A 12,547-nucleotide genomic window follows, 5' to 3' on the forward strand; every position below is an offset into this window, starting at 1 on the left:
GCGGGCGTCAGCCGCGCCGGTCTCCGAGGGCCGCGCGCACCAGGTCGGCCGCCTCCCGTGCGGAGCCCCAGGACGCGGTCACGCCCGCCCCGCCGTGGCCGTACTGGTGTACGCACACGCTGCCTCCGGGCAGCTCCTCGCGTTCCAGGCGGACCCCGGCGGCGCGGCACGGACGCAGCCCCACGCGGTGTTCCATGACCGGGGCGTCGGCCACCGCGGGATGGACGCGGGCGCAGCGCTCGCGTATCGCCTCGGCCGTCGCCGGGTCCGGCATCGTCCCCTCGGCGCCCTCCTCCGCCGTACCGCCGAGGATCAGCCCGTACGGCTGCGGCAGCAGGTAGGTGGAGACCGACGCCCCCGGTTCCGACGACACGTGCCAGTCCCGGACGCCGGGATTCTCCACGACGAGCAACTGACCGCGCACCGCGGTCATCGTGGCGTCTCCCGCCAGCTCGCGGGCGCCCAGTCCGGTGCAGTGGACCACCACCGGCGCCTCCTCACCGGCTTCGGCCAGCGAGGAGACGTCCCGCTGTGCGTACCGCCCGCCGGCCGCCTCCAGGCGTCCTCGCAGATACGGCAGATAGGTCGTCATGTCGACAAGCGGCGTCCGGCACCGCTCGCCGACCAGCGCCGACCAGCGTGCCGGCGTGTCGTCCATGGCCATGCGGCCCGGCACGAGCCGGACGCCGGTCTCCGCCGGACGCTCGGCCAGCCAGGTCAGGGTGCGGAAGCCGTGCACCGCCCACTCCAGCGCCCGTTCCGCCGGCTCGATCCGGTACGGCCAGCACAGTCCGCCCGCCACCGCGGACGTCGTGTGCTCGGCGGGCTCGCGGCTCCAGACCCGGACGCGCACGCCCTCCTCGGCCAGGACGACCGCCGTCGTCAGCCCGATGACACCGCCTCCGACGACCAGCACTTCTCGCATGCGCGCACGATACGTCACCCCTCCCAAAGTTCCTCGGGATCGACGGTGGCGAGTGCGCCGTCCAGCCGCAGCCACCGGGTCGGCTCGATCGCGTGCAGGAACGGCAGGTCGTGACCGGCCACGATCAGCGCCCCCTCGTAGGACCGCAGCGCGTCGGTGAGCTGCCGGACGCTCGCCATGTCGAGGTTGTTCGTCGGCTCGTCCAGCATCAGCAGTTGCGGCGCCGGCTCGGCGAGCATCACCGCCGCGAGCGTCGCCCGGAAGCGCTCGCCCCCGGACAGCGTGCCCACGACCTGCTCCGCGCGCTTCCCCTTGAACAGGAAGCGGGCCAGCTTCGCCCGGATGCGGTTGTCGGTCGCCCCCGGGGCCAGCCGGGCCACGTTCTGCACCAGGCTCAGCGACTCGTCCAGCAGGTCCAGTCGTTGCGGCAGGTAGCGCAGCGGCACGTGCGTGGTCAGCTCGCCGCCCTCCGGCGGGATCAGCCCGGCGATCGTGCGCAGCAGCGTCGACTTGCCGGCGCCGTTGCGTCCGGTCAGCGCGATCCGCTCCGGGCCGTGCAGGTCCAGATGAGCGCGCGCGCCGTACCGCAGCTCGACCTCACTCGCGGTGAGGACCTGCCGCCCCGCGGGCACGGCCGTGAACGGGAGGTCGACCCGGATCTCGTCGTCGTCGCGCACGGCCGCGGACGCCTCGTCCAGCCGCTCCCTGGCCTCCTCCAGCCGCTGCTCGTGCAGGATCCGGTGCCTGCCCGCCGACTCCTGCGCCGAGCGCTTGCGCAGCTTCATCACCGCACGGGGCTCGCGTTTGGCGGCGTACATCTTGTCGCCGTAGCGGACGCGCTTGGCCAGCTTGGTCTGCGCCTCCGCGAGTTCGCGCTTCTGCCGTCGCAGGTCGCCCTCGGCGACGCGCACCATGCGCTCGGCCGCCTCCTGCTCGGTGGCCACGGCCTCCTCGTACGCCGACAGGTTGCCGCCGTACCAGTGCACCTCGCCGGCCCGCAGGTCGGCGATCTGGTCGACCAGTTCGAGGAGTTCCCGGTCGTGGCTGACCACCACCAGCACGCCGCTCCACGACGCCACCGCGTCGTACAGCCGCCGCCGGCCCTCCCGGTCCAGGTTGTTCGTCGGCTCGTCCAGCAGCAGGACGTCTGGGCGCCGCAGCAGCAGCGCCGCGAGCCGCAGCAGCACCGACTCGCCGCCGGACACCTCGCCGAGGGTGCGGTCCAGGGTGATGTGGGTCAGGCCGAGCTGGTCGAGCGTCGCCCGGGCGCGCTCCTCCACGTCCCAGTCGTCGCCGACCGCGGTGAAGTGCGCCTCGCTCGGGTCGCCCGCCTCGATGGCGTGCAGCGCCGCCCGGGTCCCGGCGATGCCCAGCGCCGCGTCGACGCGCTGGCCGGTCTCCAGGGTGAGGTCCTGGGGCAGGTAGCCGACCTCCCCGGCCACCCGCACGCTGCCCTCCTGCGGCGCCAGCTCCCCGGCGACCAGCTTGAGCAACGTCGACTTCCCGGTGCCGTTGACGCCGATCAGCCCGGTGCGGCCCGGCCCGACGGCCAGGTCGAAGCCGTCCAGCACGGACGTGCCGTCCGGCCACGCGAAGGACAGGCGGGTGCAGGTGAGGGATGTGGCGGGTGCGGACATGCGGTTCTCCGGTCGCGTCGTCCTGGAAAGGGGGGCAGCGCTGGGAGACACCGGCACCCGCGGAGCAGGCCGCGCGGGAGGAGGAGACCGGCCGGAGGGGGCCGCTCGCTTCCGAGGTCGCACTCGTGGCACGCACGCCCTACGGCGGTGCACACGGTGTCTCCGACCTCAGACGAGCAACGGCCTCTCCTATCGACGGCAACAGGGCCGAGGAGAACGCTACGGCTCCCGCACCGGCCGTGCAACGGCATTTATCCGGTGTCGCCGCCTCTCACGCCGTGCCAGGGTGGGCCGTCGCGACGAGGGAGCGGACATGCGTGAGCTGTATCCGGAGATCGAGCCGTACGAGCACGGCATGCTCGACGTGGGGGACGGCGACCACGTCTACTGGGAGGTGTGCGGCAACCCCGACGGCAGGCCCGCGCTGGTGGTGCACGGCGGGCCCGGATCCGGCTGCCGCCCCCGTCATCGCCGCTACTTCGACCCCGAGCGGTACCGGGTGGTCCTCTTCGATCAACGGGGCTGCGGGCGCAGCACACCGCACGCCGGGGACCCGTCGACCGGCGTGCGGCACCACACGATCCACCACATGATCGCCGACATGGAGCTGCTGCGCACGCACCTCGGCATCGACCGGTGGCTGCTGGAGGGCGGCTCGTGGGGCTCCACGCTGCTCCTCGCCTACGCCCAGCGGCACCCGGAACGGGTCACCGGGATCGTCGTTCCCGCAGTGACCACGACCCGCCGCTCCGAGATCGACTGGCTCTACCGGGGCGTGGGCCGCTTCTTCCCCCGTGAGTGGGAACGCTTTCTCGCCGGGGCCCCCGGGACACCGCCCGACGGAGACGTCGTCGGCGCCTACGCCGCCCTGACGGAGCATCCGGACCCGGCCGTACGGGACCGGGCGGTCCAGGAGTGGTGCGCCTGGGAGGACGCCGTCGTCTCCGGGGAGACGCACGGCGCCCCCGGCCCGTACGGCGACCGGCCCTCCGCGGACCGCATCGCCCTGGTGCGCCTGTGCGCCCACTACTTCTCGCACGGCGCCTGGCTGGAGGAGGGACAACTGCTGCGTGAGGCCCACCGCCTGGCCGGCATCCCCGGCGTGCTGATCCACGGCCGGCTCGACCTGGGCAGCCCCCTGGCCACCGCCTGGGAGCTCTCCCGCGCCTGGCCGGAGGCGGAACTGCACGTGGTGGAGGACGCGGGCCACCTGGGCGGCGGGACGACCCGCGACATCCTGCTCGCCGCGCTCGACCGGTTCGCCCGGAGCTGAGCAGCCGTACGGCCCGGAGCAGCCGTACGGCCCGCACGGACGGCTCCGCCCAGCTCCGCACGGCCCCGGTCAGCCGCCGGTGACCAGCCGCCCGCCGGCCAGCACGGCCCGCACCTCGCGCAGCGCCTCCAGGTCGGCGAGCGGGTCGCCGTCCACCAGCAGAAGATCCGCGCGGTAGCCGTCCGCGAGGCGCCCGGTGTCGTCGCCCAGCCCCACCGCGGCCGCGGCGTCGGCCGTGGCCATGGCCACCACGCGGGACGGCGGCAGGCCCAGATGGACGAAGAAGCCCAGGCTGGACACCAGGTCGTCGAAGACGGCACCCGGCACGCCCGCGTCGGTGCCGGAGATCAGCTGCACGCCCTGCTCGTGCATCCAGCGCACCCGGCCGAACATCTCCTCCGCCCGCTCCGGCCCGAACCGTTCGGCGAACGCCCGCCAGCCGGGGCTGGCCGCCGGGCACACGGCGATGCCGCCCGCGGCGATGTCGGCGACCACGTCCTCACGGACGTCGAAGCCGCCGCGCCCCATCCACGTGCAGTGCTCGATGGTGTCCACGCCCGCCGCCACGGCCGCCGCGATGCCGTCCGCGCCGTGCGCGTGGGCGGCCACGGGCAGGCCGTGCGCACGGGCCTCCTCGACCACCGCCCGCAGCTCCTCCGGGGAGAACTGGGCCTCCCAGATCGCCGGGCCGCCCTGAGTCAGCCCGCCGCCGGTCGCCATCACCTTGATGACGTCGGCGCCGTCCTTCGCGTTGCGCCGCACCGTCTCGCGGATCGCCTCCTCGCCGGAGACCTCGCCGCCGAGGAACCAGCAGTGGCCGCCGGGCACGGTCAGCGGCGCACCGGCCGCGAGGACCCGCGGACCGCTCACGGCCCCGGAGGCGACGGCGTCCCGCAGCCGCAGCGCCAGACCGCCCCGGTCGCCCAGATCGCGCACGGTCGTCACACCGGTGGCCACCATCCGCCGGGCCCGGTCGGCCATGGCGAGCAGCAGCGCGGTGTCGTCCGCCTCGCGCAGCGACGTCACCGGGTCGGGCCCGGCGTCGAAGCACAGGTGCACGTGGGTGTCGATCAGGCCGGGCAGCAGGGTGCCCTCCGGGCGGGCGAGGCGCACGGCGCCGTCCGACGCCCGGGCCTCGACCTCGGCGCGCGGTCCGGCGGCGACGATGCGGTCGCCGCGGACGAGGACCGCGCCGTCCGGCGTGCGGTCGCCGTCCGGTCCGGAGAGCAGCTGTCCTGCCGACACCAGGAATTCCATGGGCGGTACGTCCCCCTTGTCGGGTCGGGTCGGTCCTGTCGGTCCGGGTGAGCGGGTCGCGGGGGGGGGGCCGACGCCTCAGCGGGCGGCGGCGTGGAAGGCGTCGGAGAGGGTGACGAGCTGACGGGCGTCCCCTTCGAGGGTGTCCTCCGCGGGCATCGGCAGCAGCACGGCCTTCGAGGGCGCGGTTCTGGACGGCGCCGGGGCACCCGCCGCGTGGTCGTGCAGCGCGGCCCGCAGCCGCGCGGCCAGGTCGGCCGCCCAGCCGTCGGACGGTTCCGGGCGTGCCGGGGGAGCGGCGTCCCGCGCGCCGTCCGGTGCGCCGCCGGCGTCCGGACGCGCCAGGTACGGGCTGATGCGCACCAGCCCGTCGCGGCACTCGATGACCCGCCGGTAGTAGCGGCGGTGCACGCCGCGCAGCAGCAGCCGGTCCCCCCAGGGCCGGGTCGGCACCCGGGTCAGCTCGTCCTCCGGGAACGCCTGGTGCAGCGCGGCCCACAGCGGACGCAGCCGGTGGTAGGCCCGCCGGTGCCGCCACCACAGCCGCAGCGCCGCGATGCGGGTCGCCGCGCCCGGGTAGCTCACACCGATCACGAACACGGGCACGGCGATCGACAGCGTGAGGTTGGCGCCGGTCAGCAGCGGCGACTCGTCCGGGCCGCCGGCCCACCGCACCACGACGAACACCTGGCGCACCACGTCGGCCAGCACCATGGCCGCCATCGCCACGGCGGTCAGCCGCAGCCCGGTGGCCAGCGACCCCTGCGAGAGGCGGATGTAGCGGTACGTCCACCACAGGGCCATCGCCAGGGCGTACCCCAGGTACAGGCCCGCGGAGAGGTAGAAGCCGGCCACGCCGGCGATCTGCATGTCCGCGGTGTCGTAGGTGCCGCCGCGCGCACCGGGCGGGGTGGCGGCCATCGACACCGCCGCGAGCCCCGCGGCCACGCCCAGCGGCACCAGTTCCAGGCGGGCCCGTCGCCGGCCGCGCGCCGGGTCGAGGGCGGCCGAGTGCAGGTAGAAGCACATCAGGAAGTACACGCAGCACAGCAGCAGCACGTTCTGCAGCAGCTCCGCCGCCCCCGCGCCCAGCAGCCCGTCCGCCGCCCGGGCGCCCGGCCCCGTGCCGAACGGGAACGCCAGCGCGGCGGACACCAGGCACAGCGTCACCGACCGCAGCGGCAGGTCCGCCGGGGCGCGCGAGAGCTGGTAGCCCTTCCACGCGACGGCCGCCACCAGCAGCACGCCGAGTACCGCGGTCATGTCACAACCACCCCTGCCGGTCGCCCAGCGCCGTCTGCACCCGCTGCAGCGCGGGGTTCTTCGACGCCCGGGGCGTCACGTGGTCCAGCACGGACGCCCACTCCAGGATGATGGTGGCCACCAGTTCGGCCTCCCGCTCGTGCTCCTCGTCGTACGACGTGCGGCGCAGCGCCCGCCGGACCGCCCCCAGGGAGAGGTCCCCGGGCGCCGACCGCCAGAACTCCGGATCGTCGTCGTCGCTGCGGTGGTCCGCCAGGATGTGGCCCACCTCGTGCAGGATGATGTGGTCCTGGTGGGCCTTGCTGGTCTCCTTCTGGTACAGGATGTGGTCCGTGGTGTCCGTGGCCACCCAGAGCCCGAACGGTCCCGGGGCCGGCAGCGCGTAGGGCAGAAGCCGGATCGGCCGGCCGCGCTTCTCGCCCAGCAGGCGGCACAACTCCTCCACCCGCAGCGGCGGTTGCACCCCCAGTGAGCGCAGTTCGCGCCTGCACCGCCGCCGTAGCTCTCGCTCCTTCACCCCTCGCTCCCCACCCGGTCGTGTCTGAGCCCCCGCCGCGAAACTACACCTTCGCCCCCGCGCGGACCACGGGTGGGCGCCCTGAGCTGCACGTCCGCGGCCCGGAAAACCCTTCGCGGAGTGAGGGACCGGTGGCGTACGGTCCTGGCGCGAGAGAGAGGCCGAGGGAGGAACGCGTGACGCCGGAGGAGATCGTCGGACTGCTGGCCGAGCCGGGGCGGCTGCGGGTGTTCTCCGCGGTCGTGCTGGGTGCCGGGACGCCGTCCGAGGTGACGGACCGGGCCGGGATCCCGCCGAGGGAGGCCGGGGCGGCGCTGCGGCGTCTCCAGGAGGGCGGGCTCGTGGAGGCCGTCGGCGGACGGCTGGTGGCGCGGGCCGCGCAGCTCAAGGACACCGCCCGGCGGGCCGCCCGGAGCGAGGACTCCGCACGGCCCGCCGTGGACCACGGCTCCGGCGACGCACGCGTCGAGACGCTGCTGCGCACCTTCCTGCGGGACGGCGGCGACCGCATCCGCAGCCTGCCCCGGCAGTTCGGGCGGCGGCGCATCGTGCTGCACCACCTGGCGCGGCGGTCGTTCGAGACGGGCGCCGCCTACCCGGAGCGGGAGGTGAACGCCGTCCTGCGCGGATGGTGCGAGGGCGCCGAGGTCGACCACGTGACCGTGCGGCGGTACCTCGTCGACCACTGCCTGCTGAGCAGGACGGACGGCGTCTACCGGCTGCGGGAGGACGCTCCGGCCGTGCTCTGACCACCCGGTCACGACAGTTCGCGGGTCAGCGGTTCGCGCGGGCGGCCCTGCGTGCGGCGCGGGCGGCCAGCCGCTCGTCGAACTTCCGCGCCTCGTCGTCCAGGCCGTTCATGAACAGCCCGAGTTCCTCCTGCGCCTTGAGACCTTCGGGGCCGAGGCCGTCGATGTCCAGCACCTTCAGGAAGCGCAGGACCGGCTGGAGCACGTCGTCGTGGTGGATGCGCAGGTTGTAGATGCCGCCGATCGCCATCTGCGCGGCGGCGCGCTCGAACCCCGGCATGCCGTGACCGGGCATCCGGAAGCCGACCACCACGTCGCGCACCGCCTGCATCGTCAGGTCGGGAGCGATCTCGAACGCCGCCTGCAGCAGGTTGCGGTAGAAGACCATGTGCAGGTTCTCGTCCGTGGCGATACGGGCGAGCATCCGGTCGCACACCGGGTCGCCGGACTGGTGGCCGGTGTTGCGGTGGGATATGCGGGTCGCCAGCTCCTGGAAGGAGACGTAGGCGACGGAGTGGAGCATGCTGTGCCGGTTGTCGGACTCGAAGCCCTCCGACATGTGCGCCATCCGGAAGTTCTCCAGCTGCACCGGGTCCACCGCGCGTGAAGTGAGCAGGTAGTCCCGCATCACGATGCCGTGCCGGCCCTCCTCCGCGGTCCAGCGGTGCACCCAGGTGCCCCAGGCGCCGTCGCGCCCGAAGAGGCTGGCGATCTCGTGGTGGTAGGAGGGCAGGTTGTCCTCGGTGAGCAGGTTGACCACGAGTGCGGTCCGGCCGATGTCGGTGACCTTCGACTGCTCCGGCGCCCACGGCTCGCCCTCCAGCGGACCGTCGAAGTTGCGGCCGTCGCTCCACGGCACGTACTCGTGCGGCATCCAGTCCTTCGCCACCGCCAGGTGCCGGTTCAGCTCCTTCTCCACCACCTCCTCCAGCGCGTAGAGGAGCCGGGCGTCGGTCCAGCCGTCCGTACCGGCGTGCTGTCGGGTGGTGACGGTCACGGATGCTCCTGACGTGCGGGTGCGATTCACCTACGGCTGCGTAGGTTACGAGACCGTAAGTTATTACCGTCGGAACAAGCAAGAGCGGCCCGGTGACCAGGTACTACGCTCGGTTTTGTGGAATCCCGCCTTGCACACGAGGACATGCCGCTGTTCGTCTACGGAACGCTCTGCTTCGAGGAGGTGCTGCGGGCCCAGCTGGGGAGGGTCCCGCACGCCGAGCCGGCCGCGCTGGCCGGCTGGCGGGCCGCGGCGCTGGCGCGGCGGCCCTACCCGGGGCTGGTGCCCGCACCGGGCGGCCTCGCGCGGGGGCGCCTGCTGCGGGGACTGACGCCCGACGAGTCCGCGGTGCTCGACGCGTTCGAGGGGGCGGAGTACACGATGCGCGCCGTCGCGGTGGACGGCGGGCGTGCGGCCCGCACGTACGTGTGGCGCGGCGGCGACGTGCTCGCCGAGGACTGGGATGCGGAACGCTACGCGGAGCGCGTCATCGAGACGTACGGCCGCTGAGTTCTCCCCCGCCCCAGCCCCAGCCCCGGTGCCGGCCCTCTGTCCCTGCCCTGCTGGGTGACGCGTCCGTCGGAGAGGGCCGTGCGCAGCGGCGGGGAAGGGTGACCGTACCGGGCTCGTGTGTGAACGTGTCCATCACGAGCCACTCGTCCAGCTCGGGGTCGTAGAGGTTCTGCACGCCGAACTGCAGGACCTGCCAGAAGGTGGTCCGGTCCTTCTGGTCGACGTAGACGTCCCCGAGCGCCAGCGGGAACCGCAGGTGGTTCCCGGGTGGCGCCTCCGGCACCACGATTCCGACCCGCCAGTGGTGCACGTACCGGTCCGGCCGGTCCGGGCCCTGCTGGAGGACTTCCCGCCCGACGAACCGGGCGTCCTCGAAGAGCTCGTTCAGGTCGTCCCGGGTGAACCCGGGGATCCGTGAGCACGGATGCTCGGTGAGCCCCGGCCACTTGTAGGTCAGGGTGTAGAGCGTGCCGCGGTGGATCAGGTTGGTGAACCAGATCGGGTGGTCCGGCCCGCCCGCGGTCATCTGACTGTCGCCGTCCCGTCCCTCCCAGGTGAACGGGACGGTGATGCCGAGGTCGCGGACGATCCACGCGCCCTCGCCCCGGAAGTCGCGGGGGAGGCGGGGAGGGCGCGGCGCGGGCGGACCGGGTCGTTCCGCCGTCCCGGTCGCGAGGGACGCGGCGGCCGCGCGTGGTGAGCCGTCGTCCGCCGGCGGGAGCAGCGCCGGGAGGAGGGCGATCGCTCCCGCGAGAACGGCGGACGTCAGCGCCCGGCGTGTGGGTGTCCAGCTCATCATGTCCCTCGACCGTGTGTCAGGCGCCGTCCGGGCGCGGGCCGCGAACGCGGCGATGCCGCCCGCCCACCGGCTCCGGGCCACAAACGCACCGAAGCGGGACATTGTCTACCAGACGAGGTCGGAGATGACGGCGCAGGCGAGCCGTGCGCCGCGGCGAGCCGTCTTCTGCTTCCCCTGTTCGGCGGGGTGAGGGACGCGGCCGGGGCCGTGCACGGGAGCACCGCTCCCGCGCACGGCCCCGGCGCGCGAGCACGGACTAGCGGAGGCCCGCCCGGCGGAGCGCCTCGGCCATCTCGTTGTTGACCGGTGCGGGGCGCTGGTCGCGGTCCCGGCGGGGACGGCCACCGCCGCCCTGCCGCTGGCGCGGCGCGGAGCCCTTGCGCCGGTCACCCCCGCCCCGGCGGCCTTCGCCGCCCTTCGCGGCACCCGCGCCGGCCTCGTCCTCCAGCCGCAGCGTCAGCGAGATCCGCTTCCGCGGCACGTCGACGTCCAGCACCTTGACCTTCACGATGTCGCCGGGCTTGACCACGTCCCGCGGGTCCTTGACGAAGGAGCGGGACATGGCGGAGACGTGCACCAGACCGTCCTGGTGGACACCCACGTCGACGAAGGCGCCGAACGCCGCGACGTTGGTGACGACGCCCTCCAGCACCATGCCGCCGGCCAGGTCGCCGATCTTCTCCACGCCCTCCTTGAAGCTGGCGGTCCGGAAGGCGGGACGCGGGTCGCGGCCGGGCTTCTCCAGCTCCTTGAGGATGTCGGTCACCGTCGGCAGGCCGAACGCGTCGTCGACGAAGTCGGACGGCTTCAGCGCGCGCAGCGCCGTCGCGTTGCCGACGAGGGACGGGACATCGGTCCCGGCGGTCTTCACCATCGTGCGGACCAGCGGGTACGCCTCGGGGTGCACCGATGAGGCGTCGAGCGGGTCGTCGCCGCCGCGGATGCGGAGGAAGCCCGCGCACTGCTCGAACGCCTTCGGGCCCAGCCGCGCGACGTCCTTGAGAGCCTTGCGGTCGCGGAACGGTCCGTTGGCGTCCCGGTGGGCGACGATGTTCTCGGCGAGGCCGCCGCCGATGCCGGAGACCCGGGAGAGCAGCGGCGCGGAAGCGGTGTTCACGTCCACCCCGACGCCGTTCACGCAGTCCTCGACGACCGCGTCCAGCGAACGCGAGAGCTTCACCTCGGACAGATCGTGCTGGTACTGCCCCACGCCGATCGACTTGGGGTCGATCTTCACGAGTTCGGCCAGCGGGTCCTGGAGGCGCCGGGCGATGGAGACGGCGCCGCGCAGCGAAACGTCCAGCTCCGGCAGCTCCTGGGAGGCGTAGGCGGAGGCGGAGTACACCGAAGCGCCGGCCTCGGAGACCATCACCTTGGTCAGTTTCAGCTCCGGCCGCCTGGTGAGGAGTTCGCCGGCCAGCTTGTCCGTCTCGCGGGAGGCGGTGCCGTTGCCGATGGCGACCAGGTCGACGTCGTGCCGCTCCGCCAGCGCCGACAGCCGCTCCAGGGCCTCGTCCCACTTCTTCTGCGGGGCGTGCGGGTAGATCGTGTCGGTGGCGGCGACCTTGCCGGTGGCGTCGACCACGGCGACCTTCACGCCCGTACGCAGCCCCGGGTCCAGTCCCATCGTGGCGCGGGTGCCGGCCGGTGCGGCCAGCAGCAGGTCGCGCAGGTTGGCGGCGAAGACCCGCACGGCCTCGTCCTCGGCGGCCGTGCGCAGCCGCAGGCGCAGGTCGATGCCGAGGTGCACCTGGATGCGGGTGCGCCAGGCCCAGCGGACGGTGTCGGCCAGCCAGCCGTCGGCGGGACGGCCCTGGTCGCGGATGCCGAAGTGGTTCGCGATGCTGCGCTCGTACGCCCCCGGGGCGCCGTCGGCGGGCGCGTCCGCGGGGTTCTCGGGCTGGAGCGCGAGGTCGAGGACCTCCTCCTTCTCGCCGCGCAGCAGTGCCAGCACCCGGTGGGAGGGCAGCTCGGTGAAGTCCTCGGAGAAGTCGAAGTAGTCCTTGAACTTGGCGCCCTGCTCCTCCTTGCCCTCGCGGACGGAGGAGGCGACGCGGCCCTTCTCCCACATGCGTTCGCGCAGTTCGCCGATCAGGTCGGCGTCCTCGCCGAAGCGTTCGGTGAGGATCGCGCGGGCGCCCTCCAGCGCGGCCCCGGCGTCGCCGACGCCCTTCTCGGCGTCCACGAACGCGGCGGCCGCCGCCTGCGGTTCGTTCGAGGGGTCGTTCAGCAGCCCGTCGGCGAGGGGTTCGAGGCCGGCCTCGCGCGCGATCTGCGCCTTGGTCCGGCGCTTGGGCTTGAACGGAAGGTAGATGTCCTCCAGGCGGGCCTTGGACTCGGCCGCGCGGATGCGGGCCTCCAGGGCGTCGTCGAGCTTGCCCTGCGACCGCACGGACTCCAGGATCGCCGCGCGCCGCTCCTCGAGCTCACGCAGGTACCGCAGCCGCTCCTCGAGGGCGCGCAGCTGCGCGTCGTCGAGCATCTCGGTGGCTTCCTTGCGGTACCGGGCGATGAAGGGCACCGTCGAACCGCCGTCGAGCAGCTCGACCGCGGCCTTCACCTGCCGCTCCCGTACGCCCAGCTCCTCGGCGATCCTGCCTTCGATGGTGGTCGTCAC

General features: G+C 73.8%; 11 protein-coding genes. 3 read left to right on the forward strand and 8 right to left on the reverse strand.

The genetic code is table 11. The annotated features are described in order from the left end of the window. Nucleotides 1–7: 7 nt before the first annotated feature. The gene (locus tag K304_RS0101140; RefSeq protein ID WP_037788923.1) at nt 8–925 is read right to left on the reverse strand and encodes an FAD-dependent oxidoreductase; all 918 of its coding nucleotides are present in this window, start codon (nt 923–925) and stop codon (nt 8–10) included. 14 nt (nt 926–939) lie between these two features. Continuing rightward, complete coding sequence (locus K304_RS0101145) at nt 940–2,562, reverse strand: ABC-F family ATP-binding cassette domain-containing protein (RefSeq protein WP_027762239.1); 1,623 nt, start codon at nt 2,560–2,562, stop codon at nt 940–942. 313 nt (nt 2,563–2,875) lie between these two features. Here K304_RS0101145 and pip point away from each other — a divergent pair, with 313 nt between their 5' ends. Continuing rightward, nucleotides 2,876–3,835, forward strand: a complete 960-nt coding sequence (pip, locus tag K304_RS0101150) for a prolyl aminopeptidase (RefSeq protein ID WP_027762240.1) — start codon at nt 2,876–2,878, stop codon at nt 3,833–3,835. Nucleotides 3,836–3,904: 69 nt separating this feature from the next. Here pip and K304_RS0101155 read toward each other — a convergent pair whose 3' ends face one another. The 3 genes from K304_RS0101155 to K304_RS0101165 form a co-directional block, all read right to left on the reverse strand. Continuing rightward, on the reverse strand, nt 3,905–5,092 hold the full coding sequence (locus K304_RS0101155; protein WP_037788925.1) for an amidohydrolase family protein: 1,188 nt from the start codon (nt 5,090–5,092) through the stop codon (nt 3,905–3,907). A gap of 78 nt (nt 5,093–5,170) precedes the next feature. Beyond that, the gene (locus K304_RS0101160; protein WP_027762242.1) at nt 5,171–6,355 is read right to left on the reverse strand and encodes an MAB_1171c family putative transporter; all 1,185 of its coding nucleotides are present in this window, start codon (nt 6,353–6,355) and stop codon (nt 5,171–5,173) included. Nucleotide 6,356: 1 nt separating this feature from the next. Next, a complete protein-coding gene (locus tag K304_RS0101165; RefSeq protein WP_027762243.1) occupies nt 6,357–6,872 on the reverse strand; it encodes a hypothetical protein in 516 nt (171 codons plus the stop codon). Between the two features lie 176 nt (nt 6,873–7,048). Here K304_RS0101165 and K304_RS0101170 point away from each other — a divergent pair, with 176 nt between their 5' ends. Then, the gene (locus tag K304_RS0101170) at nt 7,049–7,621 is read left to right on the forward strand and encodes a DUF2087 domain-containing protein (protein ID WP_027762244.1); all 573 of its coding nucleotides are present in this window, start codon (nt 7,049–7,051) and stop codon (nt 7,619–7,621) included. 25 nt (nt 7,622–7,646) lie between these two features. On the opposite strand, the gene K304_RS0101175 is transcribed toward K304_RS0101170, so the two are convergent. After that, nucleotides 7,647–8,618, reverse strand: a complete 972-nt coding sequence (locus tag K304_RS0101175) for an acyl-ACP desaturase (RefSeq protein ID WP_027762245.1) — start codon at nt 8,616–8,618, stop codon at nt 7,647–7,649. A 117-nt stretch (nt 8,619–8,735) separates the two neighbouring features. On the opposite strand from K304_RS0101175, the gene K304_RS26670 reads away from it, so the two are divergent. Continuing rightward, on the forward strand, nt 8,736–9,128 hold the full coding sequence (locus tag K304_RS26670) for a gamma-glutamylcyclotransferase family protein (protein ID WP_199779544.1): 393 nt from the start codon (nt 8,736–8,738) through the stop codon (nt 9,126–9,128). On the opposite strand, the gene K304_RS0101185 is transcribed toward K304_RS26670, so the two are convergent. Both K304_RS0101185 and K304_RS0101195 read right to left on the reverse strand, forming a co-directional pair. Further along, a complete protein-coding gene (locus K304_RS0101185) occupies nt 9,106–9,930 on the reverse strand; it encodes a hypothetical protein (RefSeq protein ID WP_027762246.1) in 825 nt (274 codons plus the stop codon). The genes K304_RS26670 and K304_RS0101185 overlap by 23 nt on opposite strands. A gap of 256 nt (nt 9,931–10,186) precedes the next feature. After that, nucleotides 10,187–12,547 carry a Tex family protein gene (locus K304_RS0101195; protein WP_027762247.1) on the reverse strand — a complete coding sequence of 787 codons (2,361 nt, stop codon included), beginning with the start codon at nt 12,545–12,547 and terminating at the stop codon, nt 10,187–10,189.

The sequence above is a fragment of the Streptomyces sp. CNS606 genome (assembly GCF_000426325.1).